The following is a 20107-nucleotide window of genomic DNA, read 5'->3' as shown; positions in this document are numbered from 1 at the left end:
GGTCCCGATAGGAGGAGACGATCCTGTGGCACGCACGCCGGAATTCGATCGAGACGCAGTGCTCACGAGCGCCATGGACGCGTTCTGGGAGCACGGCTATGACGGGGCGTCCATGGCGGACCTGCTGGCGGCGACGGGGCTGAGCAGGAGCAGCCTCTACGCCGGCTTCGGCGGGAAGCATGACCTCTTCCTCGCCTCCTACGACTGCTATCGGCAGCAGCAGGCGGTAGGCCTTCACGACGCCCTGGACGGGCATGCCTCGCCGCACGGGATCCGCGTCTTCTTCGAGCGGATCGTCGACGGCGCGAGCGATCCGCGGCAGCAGTTCGGGTGCATGAGCACCAACCAGGCCGCAGAGCGCGGCGCACGGGACGAGGCCGTGCGCGCTCGCGTCGACGAGGACTTCCAGCAGCTCGAGGACGCCTTCGCCGCCCACCTCCGCGCAGGACAGTCCGCGGGCACCGTTCCCGCCGACGTCGACGTCGGCGCAGCTGCCGGCGCGCTGGTCACCGCCTTCTCCGGCTTCCAGCTCACCGTGCGGGCGGGCCTGGATCGCACCCGCCTCCACCGGGCCCTCGACCACCTCTTCGCTCCGCTGATCGCCCGATGACGCGTCGAGCGCCCCAGAGCGCACACCTCCAGACCTGACCGCACGACCTCTCACCGAAGGAGCACGCCATGACCCACCTTGGAACCATCGCCGTCTACGGAGCCACCGGCCAGCAGGGCGGCGCCGTCCTCGACGCACTGCTCGCGAAGGGCGCCAGCGTCCGCGCTCTCGTGCGCAATCCCTCCTCGGACCGCGCCCAGGCCCTCGCCCAGCGCGGCGTGGAACTCGTCCAGGCCGACGCGGACGAGCCCGCGAGCCTCGTTCCCGCCCTCGACGGCGTGCAGGCTCTGTTCTTCATGACCACCCCTCCCGGCGGCGTCCAGACGGAGGACACCGAGGGCGAGACCCAACAGGGCATCGCCCTGGCCGACGCCGCGAAGCAGGCAGGCGTGCCCCATGTCGTGTACAGCTCCGTCGGCGGTGCCGAGCGCGAGACCGGGGTCCCCCACTTCGAGTCCAAGCGCCGCGTCGAGGAGCACCTGGAGAGCCTGGGCGTACCGACGGCCCTCGTCCGGCCCGCGTTCTTCATGGAGAACCTCCTGGGCATGAGCCCGTCGCTCGAGAACGGCGAGATCGTCGTGCGCCTGCCGCTGCCCGATGCTGTCCCGCTGCAGATGATCGCGGTCAAGGACATCGGCGCCGTCGCGGCGACCGCCCTTCTGGAGCCGCAGAGCATCCCGGACGGCGCCATCGAGATCGCCGGCGACGAGCTCACCGGCTCCCAGATCGCGGCGACCTACGCGAAGCACACGGGGATGCCGGCCCGATACGAGGCGCTGCCGCTCTCCGTGCTCGACGACTCCTACGACATGCAGGCCATGTTCCGCTGGTTCGCCGATTCCGCGGCCTACCAGGCCGATCTCGCGCAGGTGAGGGCACTCATCCCGGAGCTCCTGGACCTGCCGGCATGGCTGCGGACCGTCGAGGTCCAGCCCGGAGCCTGAGACCCCTCCGCCGTCCACGGCGAGCGCACCGCCCCTCCTCGCCGACGCCGTCCCAGGCCTCTGTGGGCGGGACACCCCGTCGGCCTCAGGAGTCGTCCTCAGTCCGAGCAGAGATCCACGTCCGCCGTGCGGACCGTGGTCCCGGTGGTCGAGGTCGAAGACTCCTCGGCACGCCCGTCGGCCGGTGCCTCGGCGTCCGACGTCGGCTCCTGCGAGGACGACGCCTCGCCACTGTCCGACCCCTCGGTGCCCTCCGGCTCCGACGACGTCGTGTGTCCGCTGCCGGTGCCTGCGACCGTGAGCGGCACGTCGCCCGCCAGATCCTCGAACACGGCTTCGGCCTCCGCGGACGGCACCACCCGATTGGGGTCACCGGGCGCCGGCTCCCACGGCATGGTCACGAAGGTGATGCTCTCCGTGGGCACGCGGGAGACCCTGCTGCCGAGCGACGCCATGTCGCTGATCGCGCTCAGCCCCGGATCGACCGTGAGCGCCGAGGTCGTCGCATCCAGGAAGGAGTACAGCCGGTCGGGGCGGGCGACCACCTGGCGGCTGGTCGCCTCCTGCACCACGGCGGACATCACCATCTGCTGGTGCCCGAGCCGCGCGATGTCGCTGCCGTCGCCCACGGCGTGCCGGGTGCGGGCGAGGGCCAGGGCGTCCCTGCCGTCGAGGGTCTGCTCGCCGGCGGGCAGGTCGAGATCCGCTGCGGGGTCCTCCATCGACTCGGGCAGGCAGACGGGCAGGCCTCCCAGGGCATCGATGATCGCGATGAAGCCCTCGAAGTCGAGCTCGACGAAGTGGTCGATCCGCACCCCGGTCAGCTCCTCCACCGCGGCGACCGAGCAGGCCGGGCCGTAGTTCAGCGCCGAGTTCAGCATCCCTCGGCCGCCGGAGAAGGATCCGCGTCCCGTATCGGCGCAGGCCGGGAGGTCCAGGAGGGTGTCCCGCGGCAGCTGCACGGCGTCGATCCGTCCGTCGTCGGCCGAGAGGTGCGCGAGCACCATCGCGTCGCTGCGCCGGGAGCCGTCGGCCTCCCCGAAGGACTCCTCGGCGAGGTCGCGGCTGTCCGAGCCCAGCAGCAGGATGGTCAGATCGCCCTCCTCCGCGTCACCCTGCGCGGCGTCCGTCCCCGTGCGCAGCGGCGCCGTGGTGATGTTCCCCCGCAGATGCGTCACGGTGCCCGCCATCCCGCCGGCCAGCACCAGGACGGCGACGAGGGCGACCACCGCGAGGATCCGCCCCGGACGCAGCACGACGCGGGCATGCTCCCGGCGGAGATGCTGGGGCTGCGGTCGGTCGAGATGGCGGATACTTCTCGGGGCAGCGGCCACGGTCGCGCCCTCCTCCCACGGGTGTCTGGTCCAGGTCCGCGGACCAGGTCACCACGCGCCGCCCCTCCGCCTCCAATAGGTCCCGGGGCACGACCCATGCACCGGCGCTATACGGGCGGTGTCCCTGCAGGTGGGTCGCCTTCCACGGGCTCCATCAGCTCCATCAATCCGTGCAGCGCCGGATTGGCCTGCGCGACGGGTCGGTGGATGATCCCGATGGAGCGCTGCACGGGTGAGCGGAGCGGGACCAGACGGCCCCCGAACGCAGGGGCGGTCCGCGCGAGCACCTCGGGGACGAGCGTGAGGCCGTCGGCCGCGACGCTGAGCGGCACCAGGCTGTCACGCTGCGTGGTCGTGATGACCCGAGATGCGACGACCCCCAGGGACCGGTAGACGGAATCGGTGAGCTGACGGATCGACGTGCCCCGGGGCAGGGTCACGAGGGTCCTGTCCGCCAGGTCCTCGGCGGCCAGCGGCCCATCATCGCCCACTACTCCCTCGGCGGTGGGGAGCACGGCGGCGAATTGCTGCGCGGGCAGCGGTGTCACGGCGAGGTCGGCGGGGACCCGGTCGATGACCCCGGCGGCGGCATCCGCCCGGCCCACACGGACCGCATCGAAGAGCTCCTCGGCGTCGTCGACCGTGAAGACCTCCACCCGCACCCCGGGATGCGCTCGGTGGAAGCGCCCGACCAGGTCCGTGACGATGCTGGCCACGAGCGACGGCAGCCCGGCGACCCGCAGCGAGCCGGTGGTCAGGGAGCGGGCGGAGGCGGCCATCGCCTCGATCGACCCCATCTCCGCCAGGGCCCGACGGCCGGCCGCGACCACGCCGCGGCCGCTCTCCGTGACCTCCATCCGCCGGCCGAGCGGCGCGAACAGGAGGAGGCCCAGAGCCTCCTCGAGCGTATGGATGCGGCGGGAGAGCGAGGGCTGGGAGATCTGCAGGGCCTCGGCGGCAGCGGTGAACGATCCGTGGTCGATCACCGCGATCATCGCCTCGACCTGACCGAGGCTCGGAGCGACACCCCGGCCACGGGCGGGAGGGGGCAGTGCCTCCTCGTCCCGCTCGGCGCTGCCGATCATCGCCCTCCCTCGCTCGTCGCTCGCCCTCGCATGCTGCGCCGAGGATACCGGCCCGGGTCAGGCTCGCTGCGTCGCCGCCGGGCAGGTGGCCACGCTCACCGCGTCACGGCCGGGCCGATGGCAACGAGCTCTGGCAATATCGCCACGTGGCGTCACCACCGGCCCGCGCGCGACCGGACCGCACGCAGCGCCGGCCCGATGACCGCGAACTGCGACCCCCGGCCCCCGGCCCGCGACCCGCTAGAGCACCAGCTGCAGGAACGCGAGGTCGAGCCAGCGGCCGAACTTGGTGCCGACCTCGCGGAGCACGCCGGTGCGCTCGAAACCCAGGCGCTCGTGCATCCGCAGGGACGCCTCGTTGCCCGCATCCACCCCCGCGATCATCACGTGCCGCCCTTGCGCCCGCGCTCGATCGATGACGGCCTGCAGCAGCAGGGTGCCGATGCCGCGCCCGCGCAGTCCCTCGCGCACGTGGACGGAGTGCTCGACGGTGTGGCGGTAGCCGTCGTGCGGGCGCCACGGCCCGTAGCTGGCGTAGCCCAGCACGGCGCCCGCCTCGTCGACCGCGACCAGCACCGGGAAGTCCGCCTGCTGCCGGGCCGCGATCCAGTCCGCGCGGTTGCGGACGTCCACGGTGTCGTCGTTCCAGATGGCCGTGGTGTGCTGCACCACGTGGTTGTAGACCGCGGTGATCCCCGCGGCGTGCGCCGCGGTCGCGTCGAGGATCTGCATGGGCCCCTCCCGAGGATGGCGAGAACCCGGCGAGCATATGTCGTCCCGGGAGCTGCGCAGGCCGTCAGCAGGAGCATCGCTTCGTTCCCTCGAGTTCGGGTGGGCGAACTCGAGGGTTTGCTAGCGTTCGAGCATGTCCGTCACCGAACTCTCCATCAGCACCCAGAACTATCTGAAGGCGATCTGGAGCCTGGGGGAATGGTCCGAGGAGCCGGTCACCGCCTCCGCCCTCGCCGCTCGCGTCGGCGTGAAGATGTCGACGGTCTCGGACGCGGTGCGGAAGCTGACCGAGCAGGGCCTGCTCGAGCACACGCGGTACGGCGCCATCCGGCTCAGCACCCAGGGGCACGAGTATGCCCTGGCGATGGTGCGCCGCCACCGCCTGATCGAGACGTTCCTCGTCGAGGTGCTCGGGTACAGCTGGGATCAGGTCCATGACGAGGCCGAGCACCTCGAGCACGCGGTCTCCGACTTCCTGGTCGAGCGGATCGATCAGCATCTCGGGCATCCCGTGCGCGATCCGCACGGCGATCCCATCCCCGGCGCCGACGGGCAGGTCGCCCGCCCGGATGCGGTGCTGCTCTCGACCGTCCCTGCGGGGTCGAGCGCTCAGGTGGAGCGGATCTCCGACGACGATCCGCGACTGCTCACGTTCTTCGCTGAGCAGGGCATCGGCGTGGGCACCGTGCTCGACGTCCGCCCCGGCGCGCCGTTCTCCGAGGCGATCGAGGTGGCCGTCACCGGGGCCGCGGCGAGCATCTCGCTGGGACGGTCCGCGACGAGCTCCGTCTGGGTCGCGGTCACCGGGGACTCGGCGACTTCCTCCGCGTCATGACCTGCTCGTCGCAGGGTCCGGCTCTGCGGCGCCCGGCTCGGCGGGGTCCGCAGCGCTCCTGCCTCGCGCGCGACGTCGGCGCGCGGTGACGACCCTGCCCAGCAGGCCCCGCCGCGGCTCGAAGAGGTGGACGAGGGCGAACACGCCGCTCTGGACGAGCACGACGAGGCCGCCGGAGGAGGCATCCAGCCAGTAGCTCAGCAGGATCCCCACCACGGACGAGGCCACGGAGACGGCCGGCGCGATGAGGAGCATCCGGCTGAACCGGTCGGTGAGCAGATGCGCGGTGGCACCGGGGACGATGAGCATCGCCACCACGAGGATCACCCCGACGACCTGCAGTGCGACCACGGCGGTCAGCGCCAGCAGGCCCAGGAGGAGCGCCCCGAGCGCTCGTGGCGACAGACCGATCGCCTGGGCGTGGAGAGGATCGAAGGCGTAGAGCGTGAGGTCCCGGCGCTTGAGGAGCAGCAGCACGAAGGCGATCGAGGCCAGCACGCAGATCTGGAGGAGATCGCCCCGGGAGACCCCGAGGATGTTGCCGAAGATGATGTGGTTCAGGTCGGTCTGGCTGGGCGTGATGGAGATGAGCACCAGGCCGAGGGCGAACAGCGCGGTGAACACGATGCCGATCGCGGCGTCCTCCTTGACCCGGCTCGTCCCGCGGATCACCCCGATGAGCACCACGGCCAGGAGCCCGAAGACGAGGGCGCCGACCGCGAACGGTGCGCCGACGACGTAGGCGAGGACCACTCCCGGCAGGACGGCATGGGAGACGGCATCGCCCATCAGGGACCAGCCGACCAGCACCAGCCAGCACGAGAGCAGGGCGCACACGATCGCGGCTACCACGGTCGCGACCAGGGCGCGCACCATGAAGTCGTACTGCAGCGGCTGGACCACCAGCTCGAGGATGCTCATGCGGCACCGTCCTTCCCCAGCGCACCGAGCGGGTCGAGGCCGAAGGTGAGCGCGAGCTTCTGCGGGGTGAGGGCTTCGGCGACGGACCCGTGGAAGAGCACCCTGCGCTGCAGGAGCACCGTCTCGTCGGCGAGCTGCGGGAGGGCGTGGAGATCATGGGTGGAGACCAGGATCGTGCGACCCTCCGCCGCGAGCTCGCGCAGCAGCGCGACCATGGTGGCCTCGCTGCGCTTGTCGACGCCGGCGAACGGCTCGTCCAGCAGCAGCACCTGCGCCCCCTGGGCGATGCCCCGCGCCACGAAGGCCCGCTTCTTCTGCCCGCCGGAGAGCTGCCCGATCTGGCGGTGGGCGTACTCGGTCAGCTCCACTCGCGCCAGCGCCTCCTCGACCGCCGCACGATCGACGGCCCTCGGCCGACGGGTGATGCCCTGCAGCCCGTAGCGCCCCATCATCACCACGTCCCGCACGGAGACCGGGAAGGTCCAGTCGACGTCCTCGCTCTGCGGGACATAGCCGACGATCCCGCCGGAGCGCGCCGCGCGCGTGTCCGCACCATTGATGAGGACAGTGCCCGTATCGGGACGCACCATGCCCATGATCGCCTTGAACAGGGTCGACTTCCCCGAGCCGTTCATCCCGACCAGACCGGTCACGCGCCCGGCGGCGACCTCGACGCTCGCGCCCTCCAGCGCGACCACCTCGCCGTAGCGGACCGTCACGTCCCGCACGTGGATCGCGGCCGTCATGCCGCGCTCCCGGAGAGGCCCTCGACGATGACGTCCGCGTCGTGCCGGAGGAGATCGAGGTAGGTGGGCACCGGGCCGTCGGGGCCGGAGAGGGAATCGACGTAGAGCGTCCCGCCGAAGTCCGCGTCGGTCGCCTCGACCACCTGCTGCATGGGTTTGTCCGAGACCGTCGACTCGCAGAACACGGCGGGCACCCCCTGGGAGTCGACGTAGTCGATCACTTCGGCGACCTGCTGCGGAGTGGCCTGCTGCTCGGCGTTGACGGGCCAGATGAACTGCTCCGTGAGACCGGCATCCCGGGCGAGGTAGGAGAACGCCCCCTCGCAGGTGACCAGCGCGCGCTCGTTCTCCGGCAGCGCGGCCAGCTCCTCCTCCAGGCCGTCCTGCACCTCCTGGAGCTCGGCCCTGTACTCCTCGCCGTTGGCCTCGTAGTCCGTCGCATGCTCGGGATCGAGCTCGCTGAACGCCTCGACCATGTTGTCCACGTAGATCTGCACGTTCACCGGGCTCATCCACGCATGCGGATTCGGCTTCCCGGCATCGACGTCACCGGTGATGTCCAGGACGTCCACTCCCTCCGAGACGACGACGTGGGGGACGTCCACGGACTCCACGAACTGCTCGAACCACAGCTCGAGGCCCAGGCCGTTGTCCACGATGAGGTCCGCCTCCGATGCCTTGGCGATGTCACGGGGCGTGGGTTCGTAGCCGTGGATCTCCGCCCCGACCTTGGTGATCGACTCGACCGCGAGGTGGTCCCCGGCGACGTTCTGCGCGATGTCCGCGAGCACGGTGAACGTGGTCAGCACGACCGGCCTGTCGGCCTCTCCAGCGCGGGATCCGCCACCGCACCCAGCGAGCACGAGGGCCCCGGCGAGCACCAGTCCCGCCGCCCGCCACCACTGTGTACGCACTCCAACACACCCCTCTTCGTCATCTTCGTCATCTCGGCCTTGAATAGTTCGTCGGCACGAACTTGCCAGATGCTACACCTCCACCGCCGCCGGCGCGCCGGGACGTCTCGCAGGCTGCGGAACCGACGTCGCCGAGGCGGGCGGCTGTGCGACACTCGTCGCCGCCCACTGCCCCGCACGCCCTGGAGGAACCCATGCCCGCACCCGGAGACCCCCTGACCACGGCGAGGCGAACTCCGTCGATGATCACGATCTTCAGCGGCTCCGCGACGGGCAGCTCGGACGTGTTCGCACACGGGACGACGGCGCTCGCCCGCGAACTCGCAGCGGCAGGGATCGGCATCGTCTACGGCGGTGGTCGCGTGGGGCTCATGGGGACTCTCGCCGGAGCGGCCATGGAGGCCGGCGGCGAGGTGCACGGCGTGATGCCGCAGTCGCTGGTCGACGAGGAGATCGCCCATGAAACGATCACGCACCTCGACGTCGTGCCGGACATGCACTCACGCAAGCTGCGGATGGCCGAGCTGGGGGATGCCTTCGTAGCCCTCCCCGGTGGTGCGGGCACGCTCGAGGAGCTCTTCGAGGTCTGGACCTGGCAGCACCTGGGGATCCACCACAAGCCGGTGGCCCTGTACGACATCGCGGGCTACTGGCAGCCCCTCCTGGCGGCCCTCGACTCCATGACGTCCGCCGGATTCCTCGCGGAGCACCTCCGTGCGTCACTGATCGTCTCCGACGATCCGGAGCAGCTCGTCACCTCACTGAGCACCTGGACCGCGCCCGCCAGGAAGTGGGCGCGCAGCTCGTAGAGCCGAGCGGGCGCATGCGGACTGGACCACGCCTGTCCGGTGCGCCACTCCGCCCGCCACCCATGTTGCATCCATTGATGCATGCATTAGCCTGGAGCGCATGGAGTCCCTCGAACTGCCCTGGCTCGACGTGCCCGAGAGCCGCCCGATCGCCGATCGCATCGCCGCGTCCGTGGCCCGGAAGATCGCCGAGGGCGACATCGATCCCGGCGACCTGCTCACCGAGGTCGACGTCGCCGCCCGGCACGGGGCGAGCCGCACCCCGTCCCGCGAGGCGATGCTGCAGCTCGAGAGGTGGGGGCTGGTGCGTCTGGTGCCGAAGAAGGGCGCCCTGGTCACGAACCCCACGGCACGGGAGCGTCGCGAGCTGCTGTCGGTGCGCTCGATGCTCGAGAGCCATGCGGTCGCCCGCATCGTGGGCGACGACGCACTGCGGGAGAGCCTGCTCGGCCGGCTCGAACCGATCCTCGCCGCCCAGGCGGACGCCGTCGGCCGGCCGACGGACTTCGTCCTGCACGACTACTCGTTCCACCTGCAGATCGCCGCGCACGACGACAACCACGTCGTCGACGAGATCCTCCGCACGCTCGCCCCGCGCCTGGTCCGCCTGACCCGCCTCGCGGTCACCGCTGCGTCGGCCGACCTCGCCGCGCTCCACCGCGAGCACGTCGAGCTCACCGACGCCATCCGCAGGCAGGACGTCGCGACCTTCCGCGAGCTCATCGACCACCACCTCACCTCCGGTCACGAGCACTACGAGGTCATGCCGTGAGCCGCCGCCCCGTGCCCGCCTGGCTGCGGGTGGCCCCGACGGGCTTCGTGCTCGCCTGGGGCGGCAATCACTTCACGCCCCTGCTGCACGTGTACGAGACGGTCGGTGGCTACGCGCCGTGGCAGGCGAACCTGCTGCTGGGCATGTACGTGGTCGGGCTGATCCCCGGCATGCTGCTGGCCGCCGCGCTCTCGGACCGCTGGGGCCGCAAGCCCCTGGCGATCGTGGGCCTGCTCGGCGCCATGGTCGCGAGCACCCTGCTCGCGGCGGGGATGAGCAGCTTCCTGGTGCTGTGCATCGGGCGCGCCCTCGCCGGGATCGGGGTGGGCGTGGGCATGTCCGTCGGCTCGAGCTGGATCAAGGAGCTCTCCGCCCCGCCGCACGATCCCTCCGCCACGGCGACCGCCGGGGCCCGACGCTCCTCGATGACGCTCACCCTCGGCTTCGCGATCGGCGCGGGCGTCACCGGATCGCTCGCCCAGTTCGTCCCGCTGCCGGGCCAGATGCCCTACCTCGCCCATCTGCTCCTGTGCCTGGTCGCGGCGGCGGCCCTGGCCACCGCGCCGGAGAGCCTGCCGCGCGCGCTGCGAGCCCGCGGCTCCCTGCGCGACGATCTGCGGGTCCCGTCGGCCGGGCACCCGGTCTTCGTGCGTCTCGTGCTGCCGGCCGCCCCCTGGGTGTTCGCCGCCGCCGGTGTCGCCTACGCGATCCTGCCCAGCACCGTCGAGGAGCACCTCGGGGACTCGGCGACGATCTACGCGACCGGCCTGACCGTGCTCACCCTCGGCGTCGGCGCCCTCGCACAGGGGGCCGTCGGGCTGCTGAACCGCCTCACCCGTGGCCGCGCGCTGCTGGTGGGCATGAGCGGCATGACCGTCGGGATGGTCCTGGCCGCGGTCGCGAGCGACCTGCACGATCCCGTGCTGGTCGTCGCGGTGGCCGCGCTGCTCGGTGCGTCCTACGGCGTGTGCGTGGTCTCCGGGCTGATCATCGCCCAGTCGCTCGCGTCCCCGCGGGACCTCGCCGGGATCACGGGCGTCTACTACTCGCTGTCCTACCTCGGCTTCCTGCTGCCCACGATCCTGGCCGCCCTCACCCCGGTGCTGTCGTACACCGGCGGGCTCGTGATCGTCGCCGTGATCTGCGCGCTCTGCCTGAGCACGGTCGGCATCGGGCTGCGCCGCCCGCCCCGCACGGCGGCACCGGTCGAGATCGACGAGGCCGACGAGGCCGACGACGTTCTCGAGGGGGCGCCCTCGCCGGCCGAGGACCTCACCCTCAGCCGCTGACCCTCGCCGACGCAGCCGCCTCGCCGTAGTGTGTGTGCAACCGCATTCCTCGCACTGCATCGGCCAGGAGGCCATCACCATGAGCAGCCCCGCATCCCCCGAGGTCCCCACCACAGCCTTCGCCGACGGCTCCCCGATCCCGCTGATCGGCTTCGGCACCGGCGGCGCCCAGGGCCCCGCCGGGGTCGAAGTGATCGTCTCCGCACTGCGCACCGGCTATCGGCTGCTGGACACGGCCGCCCAGTACGGGAACGAGACGGCCGTGGGTGAGGCCGTGCGCCGCAGCGGCGTGGATCCCGCCGAGGTGCTCGTGACCACGAAGGTCGCCGGCGGCGATCACGGCCGGGAGGCCGCCCGCACCGGGATCCTCGAGTCCCTTCGCCGCCTGGGGCTGAAGAGCGTGGGCATCGCCCTGATCCATTGGCCGAACCCCTCGCGCGGGCTGATGGTCGACACCTGGCGCACTCTGCTGGACCTGCGGACCGAAGGCCTCGTCACCCACGCCGGCGTCTCCAACTTCCGGCCCGAGCAGCTCCAGGAGCTCTTCGACGAGACCGGGCAGTGGCCCGAGATCAACCAGATCCAGCTCTCCCTGGCCCTCCCCCGCCAGGAGCCGGACGCGTTCCACCGCGAGCACGGCATCGTCACCGAGGCGTGGGGTCCGCTCGGCACCCGGGACGGCCTCTCCGAGCAGTTCGCGCTGCGCACGGTCGCCGCGAAGCACGACGTCTCCGTCGCGCAGGTCGCGCTGCGCTGGGCCGTGGACCGGGAGATCGTCGTGATCCCCCGCTCCTCCGATCCGGGCCGGCAGCGCCTGAACCTCGACCTCGCAGCGCTCCATCTCGACGACGAGGACCGCCATCTCCTGGCGAGTCTGGACCGCGGCGAGGAGAAGGCCTGGGACTCGCGCGAGCACGAGGAGTGGTGAGCGTGCCTTCCGTCAGCCGGTGACGGTGCGCGCGATCGCGTGCATCTCGTCGAGTCGGCCCCACTCGTCGTCGTCCGTGCCGGCGTAGACGTATGAGATCCGGCCCGCGTAGCCGACGTCGCGCAGCACGGTGAGCGCGCGGGTGAGGTCGACGGCGTCGAGCACGCCCGGGGCGGATTCGCGGGCTTTGACCTGGGAGCACTCCGCCCGCCCGGCCACGGCCGCGATCTGGTCGTACTTGTCCTCTCCGGTCCAGTTGCCGGTGTCGATGAGCAGGCCGACCTCGCCCTCGAGCTGCTCGAAGAGCCGCTGCGTGACGTCCGCGTCGATCAGCAGCGACTTCCAGTTCTCGGTGATCACCCGGATGCCCTGGTGCTCCGCCGCGAGGGCGCGGAGCCGGCGCGCACTGAGCGCGATCGTCTCGTCCGACGGGGCCTGGTCCCCGGCAGGCACCCGCACCCGAGGGGCACCGAGCTGCTCGGCGACGTCGATCCAGCCCGACAACCAGCGCTGCTGCTGTTCTCCGTTATCGGGGTGGAGCACGTCCCCGTCGTCCACGAGGAAGCACTCGAGGTCGACGCCCGCAGTGTCGAAGGCGTCGCGCACCTCGGCGAGGTAGGCGGACTCGGTGCGAGGCAGGTAGAAGTGGCACAGCTGCGCGCTGGCGAAGCCGTGCTCCGCGAGCTGCCCGGGCAGCTCGAGCAGGTCCAGACCGCCACCGGAGGTGTTCTCGGTCAGCACGCCCGAGGGCGCAGAACCCGGCGCGACGAAACGCCCCATCGTCCGGAACACGGACCAGGTGTGCAGGGCCTTGGTGGGATCGAGCGTGTGGGCCATGGGATCTCCTGTGATCGAGGTGGCGAGGGCGGCGTCGCCGTGCGGCACCGGACCATCATGTCGCACCGGGCCGTGGTGCCCGCCAGTTAGCGTAGGCCCATGTCGCCGATGACCACCCGCCCCGCTACGTCCGCCGATACCGCGGATTCGTCCTTCGACGATCTGCTCCCGGACCGCTGGCGCGAGGGGGACAACTGCCGTTCCGTGGTCGCGACCGACAGCTCGGGTCGAGTGCTCGGGCATTGTCGAGGCATCGACAACAGCTTCCATCCCGACTCCCGCAGCCTCGTGCTCGAGGTGGCCGAGGAGGCCCGAGGCGAGCACTCATGGGCCGAGATCGCCGACGCGCTGCTCGAGGCGCAGATCGAGGTCTCGCGCTTGCCGCTTCGCTTGAAACCCGCGACCCATGAGACCGAGCTGCTGGAGCTGTGCGCCCGCCACGGCGGTGTGCTGGTGCAGCTCATGCCGCCGTGGCGCTACGTGGTCGACGAGGCGATGCGCACCTGGGCGGCGGCGCACCGCACGACACCCGACGGCCTCCACGCCACCCCCATCGACGATGCACGACGACAGGAGATGCTGGATCTCTACGTCGAGCACTACACCGCCCAGCACGCCCGCTGGTCCCCGGCCGCCGCACCGGCTGAGCTGCGGGCGGAGAACGCTCCGGACTTCGCACCGGGCGGCGCCGGCAGCTTCGATCCCGACCGCAGCGTGGTGCTGCTGCGCGACGGAGCGATCGCTGCGCAGGCTCTCGCCTGGCCGCCGGAGCCCGATGGCGGCATCGAGATCTCCATGGAGTCGCGTCCGCACGAAGGGCCGACGGCCCGGGAGGACATGGAGGCCTGCGTCGCGGCGGTCATCGACCGCAGCGCCGACGAGGACGTGCTGCTGATCGACTCGCACGTCACCGAAACGCTGGAGTCGGCGATGATGCGCGACCTGCCCGGCCCTCCCCCGCATCCCGAGGACACCTGGACCGCGATCGTCGGGATCCCCGTCCCGGGCGGGCCGACACCGATCCCGCTGCCCGCAGCGCAGATTCCGCTCGACGCAGTACCGCTGGCCGAGCGGCTGCGACGCTGACCGGCGGCGTCGAGGCGTCGCGCATACCCTTGGTGCCATGATCCCCGACGTGGAGGACGCCGAGAGCGCGACGCCCCAGGACAGGGCCCGGGCGGCCGCTCAGGCGCTGGGCACGCAGGAACTCGCGCACTGGTGCGCCGAGATCCTGACCGGCGAGCTCGACCTCGTCGATCAGGACCTCCATGACCCCCGCTGGATCGCCGGACGAGCGTGGGCGGCGTGGGGCGATCCCGCCGGCTGGAGCTCCCGTGGGCTCGACCACTGGCCCCGGACCTGGGCAGCTCGCACCCTGCTGCACGCCTGGGACCCGGTGGCGATGTCCGCCGTCATATCGGGGCTCCGCGACGAGGCCTGGAGAGTCCGGGAGATGTGCGCGAAGATCGCCGCCCGTTACGAGGTGGTCAGCGCGGCCCCCGAGTGCGCCCGCTGCGCGCAGAGCGACGCCGTGCCGCGCGTGCGGGTCGCGGCTCTGCGCGCCCTTGCCGTCGTCGGCGAGATCGAGCAGGTTCCCGCGGTCCTCTCGGCCCTCCACCATGAGGACCCGAGCGTCGTGCGCGCCGCAGAACGAGCGGTCGATCAGATCGAAGCCCGTCTCGACCGGCCGCTCAGCTGACCGCGGTCACCGCCCCGAACCCCATTGCACGTCCGGAGCGCCGGACCTACTGTCGATGCGTGCACACCGCAGCGGCCACCCGCGCCCGTCGAGCCGCCGCCGAACTGGCGCGGTCCCTCGGCCTTCACGTCGACGACGTCGTCGACCTCCACGACTCCAATCGCCTCACCGTGCACCTGCTGCCCTGCGATCTCGTCGCGCGCGTCGGACGGCTCGAGCAGGGCGGGGCGCAGATCGAGATCGATCGAGCGCTGCGCCTCGCCGAGGCCGGCGCTCCCGTCGGCCCTCTCGATCCACGCACCCCGCCGCAGGTGCACGTCCGCGACGGCTTCGAGATCACCCTGTGGACCCACTATCCGCCGTCGCGTCCCGAGCTCCCGCCCGAGGAGTTTGCGGGCGCCCTCGTGCGCCTGCACGCTGCGATGCGCCGCACCGATCTCGACGCCCCGCACTTCTCGACCCGCGTCGCCCACGCGATCGCGCTCCTCGACGATCCCGAGCGAACTCCGCGGCTGCCCAGCGCGGATCGCAGCTTCTTGCGCGGGGCCCTGGCGCAGCTCGGTGCGGAGATCGACCGACTCGCCCACCAGTGCCAACAGCTCCTGCACGGGGAGCCCCATCCCGGCAACGTGCTCGACACCGCACAGGGCCCGTTGTTCATCGACCTCGAGACCTGCTGCACGGGCCCTGTCGAGTTCGACCTCGCTCATGCCCCGGCAGCCGTCGCGGCCCATTACCCGGAGAGCGATCTCGAACTGCTCGAGGACTGCCGGATCCTCACGAAGGCGCTGGCGACCACCTGGCGCTGGGACCGCGAGGACACCCTGCCGGACGGGGAGCTGCTGGGCATCGGCTGGCTGCAGCAGGTGCGCGCGCTCATGGCACATCGCCGCAGGCCGGAGACGTCCCGGCCGACGCTCACGATCCTCTGCGGGTTGCCCGGCAGTGGGAAGACCACCGAGGCGAACAGGATCATCGAGGCCACGGGCGCGTCGCGCCTCAGCGCCGACGACTGGATGGCGCAGCTCGGCAGATCGCTGTGGGACGAGGGGCTGCGCGACCGCATCGAGCAGCTGCAATGGCAGGTCGGCCAGGAACTGCTCGCGCAGGGCGTGAGCGTGGTCGTCGAGTGGGGCACCTGGGGACGCACGGAGCGCGACCGTCTGCGCGAGGGAGCCCGGGCGCTCGGCGCCCGCGTCGAGCTGCGGTTCCTGGACGCCTCTGATGACGAGCTATGGCACCGGGTGAACGCACGGAACCTCGAGGATCCGCCGCTGCACCGCGAGCAGATCACCGAGTACCGGGCCCTGTTCCAGGCTCCGACCGCCGACGAGCTCGCGCTCTACGACGCGCCAGGTCACCTGCGGCGGGCACGGGCCGCGTGCGGTCCCCTTGACCAACCCGGTGTTCCCGAGTGGGATGGCCCCATGACCTCACTGAGCGAACGCGCCGATTCTCTTCTCGCCCTGCACCACCGTTCGACTCCGGTGGTGCTGCCCACCGTGTGGGATGCCTGGTCCGCCCAGGCCGCCGTCTCCGCAGGTTTCGAGGCGCTCACCGTCGGCAGCCACCCCGTCGCGAACTCCGTCGGCGCCGGCGACGGCGAGGACATGAGCCTCGAGGACGCCCTCGCAGGCATCGCCCGGGTGGCCCGCGCCGTGGACGTCCCGGTCTCGGCCGACGTGGAGTCCGGCTACGACACCGCAGCTGCCGAGCTCGTCGAGCGCGTGCTGGAGGCGGGCGCCGTCGGCGTCAACATCGAGGACACCGTGCACTCGGAGGGTCGGCTGCGCGGGGCGCAGGAGCACGCCGACTACATCGCCGGGGTCCGTCAGGCGGCCGACGCGGCCGGGGTCCATCTGGTCATCAACGGGCGCACCGACGTGTTCAAGACCGACGAGCAGATCCCGGACCGTCAGGCCGAGGCGATCACTCGACTGAATCTGCTCGAGGGCGCCGGGGCCGACTCGCTCTACCCGGTCGGGCTGCCGGACGTGGCGACGCTGAAGGCGCTGCTCGCCGCGGTCAGCACTCCGCTGAACGTCACCGCCCACCCGGTGAACGGCTCCATCCCGGAGGGCCTGGATCTCGCGCGACTCACGGAGCTCGGTGTGCGCCGCGTGAGCTTCGGCCCGCTGCTGCAGGCCGCTCTGGCCGACCACCTCGACGAGATCACGAAGACCTGGCGCTGACCTCCTCGCGCCGGACCGATCGGTTCTCCTGCGCGAGCGAGCATCGGGCATAGGGTCCTCGTGGCGGGTCCCGGTCGCGACGTCGCGGCACCGCCGGCCGGCTCGTCCTCGGCACCATGAACTTCGGCCCCCACCCCACAGAGGACGACGCCTTCGCGATCATGGATCGCGCCCTCGAGCAGGGCGTGACCTTCTTCGACACCGCGAACGTCTATGGCGGGAGGGAGCACAGGGGCTGGACCGAGGAGATCTGGCAGGCCAACGAGACCGCCCGCGCCCGCCCCTCGCCGGGAGGCCTTCTGCGACGTGGCTCCTGCACCGGCCCGGTGCGCTCGGTCCGGGCGGACCGGCCCGGGAGGCCTACGCCTGGTGAGCCCGTTTCAGCCGACGAGCAGGCAGAACGGGTGCCCTTCGGGAGCACCCCTCACCGAGAGCGGTTCGAACCGTCTATATGCAGCTGAGCACCGGAGACTTGGGCATAGGACCTCTTCGTCCAGGCTCTTCATCCTAGGCATGTCGGCCCTTCGTCCTACGATCAAGGCATGCCGGATATGGAGTCCCTATCAAGGACCGAGCCCGAGGACTCGACGTCCCGCCTGACCCTGCACCGACCCCGCCGCGAGGACGTGCCGGAGCTCTTCGCGATCCTGTCGGACCCGCGCGTGTGGACGCATCTGCCCTCCGGGCGGCACCGGGAGATCGAGCGCACCGCGCAGGCCGTGGAGCGGTGGGACGCCGAGTGGGAGCGCGACGGCATCTCCACCTGGGTGGTGCGGGAGCGCGGGGGCGCGCAGGTCATCGGCTACGGCGGGCTCTCGTCACTGGACGGCGTCGCCTGGAACCTCGGCTACCGCTTCGCGGTGCGAGCGCAGGGGCGAGGCTTCGCGACGGAGCTCGCCCGCCACGCGGTGGCGCGCGCCCACGCCGAGGGGCCGGCGCTTCCGGTGATCGCCTACCTGCTCGAGCACAACGCGCCCTCCGCGGCAGTGGCCCGCCGGGTCGGGCTGGAGCTCGTCGACCGCGGGCCCGACGCCGGGAACCCGGATCCGGAGGCGGTGCGGCTGGTCTTCGCCAGCCGTGCGCTGAGTCCGGAAGAGCTCACGGCCGCCCGGCGCTGACGGGACGACCGGCGTCAGAGCGCGACCGGGACCACCTCGGCGCCGGCGAGCTCGGCCAGCTCATGGCCGGGGACGAGGATCTTCGACGTGCGCACTCCCCCGCCGATGAGCACCTCGTCGAGCACGGCCACCGCGGGATCGATCAGCACCGCGCTCGGCACCGCACCGGCGCGAACGGCCTCGGCCGCGGGAAGTGCGACGAGATCGAGGGAATCGATCAGCGGGGTCCAGGTCAGGGGCAAGGTTCCGTCGTTCGCCATGCCTCACTGTAGGAGCGTCACGGGCCGAGGTGGAGAGGGAGGGAGTCAGCATCCCGACAACGCGGCTCACCGCTGTTCGCGCCAGGCACGTGCCTCGTCCATCAACCGATCCACGACTGCCTGCTTCTCGTCGACGTAGACGGAACGGCGGTCCGCGTATCGCCGTGCGAGATCGAGCTTCGCGGCCCCATAGCGGCACGCCGCATCCGGATCCGCCCTCAGGAAGCCGCGGAAAAGCAGGTAGTCGGTGAACGTGACCGAGCCGCTGGGCACGACGTGCACATGATCCGTGCGGTGGTCGTCGACGATCCGGTGGAGGAAGGCATGGTCGGGATCGTCGGCGAAGGACCTCGGCATGTAGGCGAAGCCCGCTGCCCCCAGAGCTGCAAGCACCGGCCCGGTCAGGACGGTCCCCACATCGCGCACGCCGACCGCGATATCGATGGTGTCCTTCGAGGAGAGGCCCGGAACGCTCGTGGAGCCGACGTGCTCGATGACGGCGTCCGGAAGCACAGCGCTCAGCTCCGCCGCGCTCGCAAGGAATCGGGACGGCCACCCGTCGTCGTACGGGACGATTTCCACCACCGTGTGCGCTCTGTCCTTCATACCTGCACGCTACGCGGGGCCGGGCTCTCCCTGTGCGGGCCTGTAGGTAGTCTCGGGCGATGCTTCTGCTCCTCGATCTCGACAACACACTCATCGACCGTGATGACGCCTTCGCCCGCTGGGCCGCAGAGTTCCTCGACGAGCTCGGCGGGGGGCCGGAGGATCTGAACTGGCTCCTCAAGGCCGACGGGCATGGGTACACGCACCGGGCGGTTCTGGCTGACGGGCTCCGTGACCGGCTCGGGCTCACCACCTCGCGGGAGGACCTCGTGCAGACCCTCCTGCTCGGCCATGCCCCTTTCGTCCGCTGCTACAGCGGAATTTTGGATCGCCTGGCCGGCCTCCGTGCCGCAGGGACGACGCTCGTGGTCGTCACCAACGGCATGATCGAGCAGCAGACCCAGAAACTGCAGGTCACCGGATTGGATGCCGTGGTCGATCGGGTCATCATCTCCGAGGCCATCGGCGTCAAGAAGCCCGATCCGACGATCTTCGCAGCGGCGATCGAAGGACTGGCCCGCACAGAAGACCCCTGGATGGTCGGTGACCACGCGGAGGCGGACATCTCCGGCGGCAGAGCCGCAGGGTGCAGAACAGGCTGGGTCAGCCATGGCAGGCGGTGGGCGGGCGATGAGCCGCCGGCGGTCTCCGCGACCACCACGCTCGATGTCCTAGACCGGATCGAGGAGACCGAGCGGGCTGAGTCCGCGCGGCCGGACGGGAGCCATGCCTGAGCCGCGGGAGATCACCCTCCTCGGGAAGACGGTGCGTCGCCCCCGGAAGCCGTGGACCGAGACCGTCCATGCGCTGCTGCGGCATCTGCGCGAGCAGGACCTCCCCGTACCCGAGCCGCTGGGGATCGACGACCGCTTCGAGTACGTGACCCTCGTGGCCGGTGTCGCCGGCGACGAAGCCTGGCCGGACGGTGTCCCGGCCGATGGTGCACGGTCGATGGGCCGCCTCCTGCGCGCGGTCCACGACGCCACCCGGGCGTGGCTCCCACCCACCGAAGCACAGTGGTCGGTTCCCCACAGCCCCGGAACGATCATCTGCCACGGCGATCCGAAGCCTGGGAACGTCGCCTGGCTCGATGGGCGGGCGGCGGGCCTGTTCGACTGGGACGCTGCCCGGCCGGGCGACCCCTTCGACGACCTCGCCTATGCGCTCCTGTGGACGATCCCCCTCAACGCTGTTCCGCGGGACGGCCAACCCTCCGCGACCGAGCAGGCGCGTCGCCGGGAGCGCGCCGAGGCACTGCTGGAGGGGTACGGCTGGTCCGCACCGCTCGACATCGTCGACGCCGCAGTGCGCCGTCACGAGCTGGCGATCGACGAGGCGGAGTGGCTCGGCGAGCGCGGTCACGAGCCCCATGCGAGCTGGGTGGCGCAGGAGTGGCCGACGCGCTGGCGTCACGACCTCGACGCCTTGCGAAGCGCAGGCCGACGAGCGTTCCCCGCCTGACCGCACCCGCAGACG

Annotated in this window: 22 protein-coding genes and 1 pseudogene; 14 read left to right on the top strand and 9 right to left on the bottom strand. The window is 71.4% G+C overall.

Annotated elements, in window-relative coordinates:
• The first annotated feature begins 25 nt into the window (after positions 1–25).
• Together CIK81_RS03075 and CIK81_RS03070 are read left to right on the top strand one after the other, a co-directional pair.
• On the top strand, positions 26–610 hold the full coding sequence (locus CIK81_RS03075) for a TetR/AcrR family transcriptional regulator (RefSeq protein WP_199586248.1): 585 nt from the start codon (positions 26–28) through the stop codon (positions 608–610).
• Between the two features lie 68 nt (positions 611–678).
• Entirely contained in the window at positions 679–1554 is an 876-nt protein-coding gene (locus CIK81_RS03070; protein WP_114306800.1) for an NmrA/HSCARG family protein, read from the top strand.
• Positions 1555–1652: 98 nt separating this feature from the next.
• On the opposite strand, the gene CIK81_RS03065 is transcribed toward CIK81_RS03070, so the two are convergent.
• From CIK81_RS03065 to CIK81_RS03055, 3 genes are all read right to left on the bottom strand, one after another.
• The gene (locus CIK81_RS03065; protein ID WP_241963905.1) at positions 1653–2888 is read right to left on the bottom strand and encodes an LCP family protein; all 1236 of its coding nucleotides are present in this window, start codon (positions 2886–2888) and stop codon (positions 1653–1655) included.
• Positions 2889–2995: 107 nt separating this feature from the next.
• A complete protein-coding gene (locus tag CIK81_RS03060; RefSeq protein WP_114304908.1) occupies positions 2996–3973 on the bottom strand; it encodes a LysR family transcriptional regulator in 978 nt (325 codons plus the stop codon).
• Between the two features lie 240 nt (positions 3974–4213).
• Positions 4214–4705 (bottom strand): GNAT family N-acetyltransferase, encoded by a 492-nt coding sequence (locus tag CIK81_RS03055; RefSeq protein ID WP_114304909.1) that lies wholly within the window; start codon positions 4703–4705, stop codon positions 4214–4216.
• A 133-nt stretch (positions 4706–4838) separates the two neighbouring features.
• Here CIK81_RS03055 and CIK81_RS03050 point away from each other — a divergent pair, with 133 nt between their 5' ends.
• Positions 4839–5540 carry a metal-dependent transcriptional regulator gene (locus tag CIK81_RS03050; RefSeq protein ID WP_114304910.1) on the top strand — a complete coding sequence of 234 codons (702 nt, stop codon included), beginning with the start codon at positions 4839–4841 and terminating at the stop codon, positions 5538–5540.
• On the opposite strand, the gene CIK81_RS03045 is transcribed toward CIK81_RS03050, so the two are convergent.
• Genes CIK81_RS03045 through CIK81_RS03035 form a run of 3 tightly spaced genes read right to left on the bottom strand, consistent with a single transcriptional unit; the run spans position 5535 to position 8121 of the window.
• On the bottom strand, positions 5535–6461 hold the full coding sequence (locus tag CIK81_RS03045) for a metal ABC transporter permease (RefSeq protein ID WP_096164805.1): 927 nt from the start codon (positions 6459–6461) through the stop codon (positions 5535–5537). The two genes, CIK81_RS03050 and CIK81_RS03045, sit on opposite strands and share 6 nt — an antisense overlap.
• On the bottom strand, positions 6458–7207 hold the full coding sequence (locus CIK81_RS03040; RefSeq protein ID WP_096164807.1) for a metal ABC transporter ATP-binding protein: 750 nt from the start codon (positions 7205–7207) through the stop codon (positions 6458–6460). Before CIK81_RS03040 ends, CIK81_RS03045 begins: the two co-directional genes overlap by 4 nt.
• Positions 7204–8121, bottom strand: a complete 918-nt coding sequence (locus CIK81_RS03035; protein WP_096197955.1) for a metal ABC transporter substrate-binding protein — start codon at positions 8119–8121, stop codon at positions 7204–7206. The genes CIK81_RS03040 and CIK81_RS03035 overlap by 4 nt, the downstream gene beginning before the upstream one ends.
• Before the next feature lie 194 nt (positions 8122–8315).
• On the opposite strand from CIK81_RS03035, the gene CIK81_RS03030 reads away from it, so the two are divergent.
• From CIK81_RS03030 to CIK81_RS03015, 4 genes are all read left to right on the top strand, one after another.
• A complete protein-coding gene (locus CIK81_RS03030) occupies positions 8316–8930 on the top strand; it encodes a TIGR00730 family Rossman fold protein (RefSeq protein ID WP_096197956.1) in 615 nt (204 codons plus the stop codon).
• A 100-nt stretch (positions 8931–9030) separates the two neighbouring features.
• On the top strand, positions 9031–9702 hold the full coding sequence (locus CIK81_RS03025) for a GntR family transcriptional regulator (protein WP_096164811.1): 672 nt from the start codon (positions 9031–9033) through the stop codon (positions 9700–9702).
• A complete protein-coding gene (locus tag CIK81_RS03020; protein ID WP_114304911.1) occupies positions 9699–10991 on the top strand; it encodes an MFS transporter in 1293 nt (430 codons plus the stop codon). Before CIK81_RS03025 ends, CIK81_RS03020 begins: the two co-directional genes overlap by 4 nt.
• 79 nt (positions 10992–11070) lie before the next feature.
• The gene (locus CIK81_RS03015) at positions 11071–11919 is read left to right on the top strand and encodes an aldo/keto reductase (protein ID WP_114304912.1); all 849 of its coding nucleotides are present in this window, start codon (positions 11071–11073) and stop codon (positions 11917–11919) included.
• A 12-nt stretch (positions 11920–11931) separates the two neighbouring features.
• Here CIK81_RS03015 and CIK81_RS03010 read toward each other — a convergent pair whose 3' ends face one another.
• Entirely contained in the window at positions 11932–12756 is an 825-nt protein-coding gene (locus CIK81_RS03010) for a sugar phosphate isomerase/epimerase (RefSeq protein ID WP_096197966.1), read from the bottom strand.
• Positions 12757–12855: 99 nt separating this feature from the next.
• Here CIK81_RS03010 and CIK81_RS03005 point away from each other — a divergent pair, with 99 nt between their 5' ends.
• The 5 genes and pseudogenes from CIK81_RS03005 to CIK81_RS02985 all read left to right on the top strand — a co-directional run bounded on the left by CIK81_RS03005 (position 12856) and on the right by CIK81_RS02985 (position 17765).
• A complete protein-coding gene (locus CIK81_RS03005; RefSeq protein WP_114355367.1) occupies positions 12856–13842 on the top strand; it encodes a hypothetical protein in 987 nt (328 codons plus the stop codon).
• 37 nt (positions 13843–13879) lie between these two features.
• Positions 13880–14455, top strand: coding sequence for a HEAT repeat domain-containing protein (locus CIK81_RS03000; RefSeq protein ID WP_114355366.1), 576 nt, complete (start codon positions 13880–13882; stop codon positions 14453–14455).
• Between the two features lie 59 nt (positions 14456–14514).
• A complete protein-coding gene (locus CIK81_RS18810) occupies positions 14515–16647 on the top strand; it encodes an isocitrate lyase/phosphoenolpyruvate mutase family protein (RefSeq protein ID WP_114355365.1) in 2133 nt (710 codons plus the stop codon).
• Positions 16648–16745: 98 nt separating this feature from the next.
• Positions 16746–16898: pseudogene (locus CIK81_RS18455) on the top strand (aldo/keto reductase); the annotation flags it as partial.
• Between the two features lie 291 nt (positions 16899–17189).
• Complete coding sequence (locus CIK81_RS02985; protein ID WP_241963904.1) at positions 17190–17765, top strand: GNAT family N-acetyltransferase; 576 nt, start codon at positions 17190–17192, stop codon at positions 17763–17765.
• A gap of 14 nt (positions 17766–17779) precedes the next feature.
• Here the strand turns inward: CIK81_RS02985 and CIK81_RS02980 are convergent, their stop codons facing one another.
• Entirely contained in the window at positions 17780–18025 is a 246-nt protein-coding gene (locus CIK81_RS02980; protein WP_114355363.1) for a hypothetical protein, read from the bottom strand.
• A 66-nt stretch (positions 18026–18091) separates the two neighbouring features.
• Positions 18092–18631, bottom strand: a complete 540-nt coding sequence (locus CIK81_RS02975) for a GrpB family protein (RefSeq protein WP_114355362.1) — start codon at positions 18629–18631, stop codon at positions 18092–18094.
• A 59-nt stretch (positions 18632–18690) separates the two neighbouring features.
• Here CIK81_RS02975 and CIK81_RS02970 point away from each other — a divergent pair, with 59 nt between their 5' ends.
• Both CIK81_RS02970 and CIK81_RS02965 read left to right on the top strand, forming a co-directional pair.
• Positions 18691–19365, top strand: a complete 675-nt coding sequence (locus tag CIK81_RS02970) for an HAD family hydrolase (protein WP_096164825.1) — start codon at positions 18691–18693, stop codon at positions 19363–19365.
• The gene (locus CIK81_RS02965) at positions 19358–20092 is read left to right on the top strand and encodes a phosphotransferase enzyme family protein (protein ID WP_096164827.1); all 735 of its coding nucleotides are present in this window, start codon (positions 19358–19360) and stop codon (positions 20090–20092) included. The genes CIK81_RS02970 and CIK81_RS02965 overlap by 8 nt, the downstream gene beginning before the upstream one ends.
• Positions 20093–20107: the final 15 nt, after the last annotated feature.

Origin of the sequence: Brachybacterium sp. JB7 (assembly GCF_003335205.1) — a bacterium.
In the GTDB taxonomy this organism is placed as follows: domain Bacteria; phylum Actinomycetota; class Actinomycetes; order Actinomycetales; family Dermabacteraceae; genus Brachybacterium; species Brachybacterium alimentarium.
Note: the sequence above shows the minus strand (reverse complement) of the source record. Positions and strands in the feature narration are given on the sequence as shown.

Coding starts and splice junctions, on each gene's coding strand:
- CIK81_RS03070 (WP_114306800.1), top strand. CDS start 679: ATGACCCACCTTGGAACCATCGCCGTCTACGGAGCCACCGGCCAGCAG.
- CIK81_RS03060 (WP_114304908.1), bottom strand. CDS start 3,973: ATGATCGGCAGCGCCGAGCGGGACGAGGAGGCACTGCCCCCTCCCGCC.
- CIK81_RS03055 (WP_114304909.1), bottom strand. CDS start 4,705: ATGCAGATCCTCGACGCGACCGCGGCGCACGCCGCGGGGATCACCGCG.
- CIK81_RS03050 (WP_114304910.1), top strand. CDS start 4,839: ATGTCCGTCACCGAACTCTCCATCAGCACCCAGAACTATCTGAAGGCG.
- CIK81_RS03045 (WP_096164805.1), bottom strand. CDS start 6,461: ATGAGCATCCTCGAGCTGGTGGTCCAGCCGCTGCAGTACGACTTCATG.
- CIK81_RS03040 (WP_096164807.1), bottom strand. CDS start 7,207: ATGACGGCCGCGATCCACGTGCGGGACGTGACGGTCCGCTACGGCGAG.
- CIK81_RS03030 (WP_096197956.1), top strand. CDS start 8,316: ATGCCCGCACCCGGAGACCCCCTGACCACGGCGAGGCGAACTCCGTCG.
- CIK81_RS03025 (WP_096164811.1), top strand. CDS start 9,031: ATGGAGTCCCTCGAACTGCCCTGGCTCGACGTGCCCGAGAGCCGCCCG.
- CIK81_RS03015 (WP_114304912.1), top strand. CDS start 11,071: ATGAGCAGCCCCGCATCCCCCGAGGTCCCCACCACAGCCTTCGCCGAC.
- CIK81_RS03010 (WP_096197966.1), bottom strand. CDS start 12,756: ATGGCCCACACGCTCGATCCCACCAAGGCCCTGCACACCTGGTCCGTG.
- CIK81_RS03005 (WP_114355367.1), top strand. CDS start 12,856: ATGTCGCCGATGACCACCCGCCCCGCTACGTCCGCCGATACCGCGGAT.
- CIK81_RS03000 (WP_114355366.1), top strand. CDS start 13,880: ATGATCCCCGACGTGGAGGACGCCGAGAGCGCGACGCCCCAGGACAGG.
- CIK81_RS02985 (WP_241963904.1), top strand. CDS start 17,190: ATGCCGGATATGGAGTCCCTATCAAGGACCGAGCCCGAGGACTCGACG.
- CIK81_RS02980 (WP_114355363.1), bottom strand. CDS start 18,025: ATGGCGAACGACGGAACCTTGCCCCTGACCTGGACCCCGCTGATCGAT.
- CIK81_RS02975 (WP_114355362.1), bottom strand. CDS start 18,631: ATGAAGGACAGAGCGCACACGGTGGTGGAAATCGTCCCGTACGACGAC.
- CIK81_RS02970 (WP_096164825.1), top strand. CDS start 18,691: ATGCTTCTGCTCCTCGATCTCGACAACACACTCATCGACCGTGATGAC.
- CIK81_RS02965 (WP_096164827.1), top strand. CDS start 19,358: ATGCCTGAGCCGCGGGAGATCACCCTCCTCGGGAAGACGGTGCGTCGC.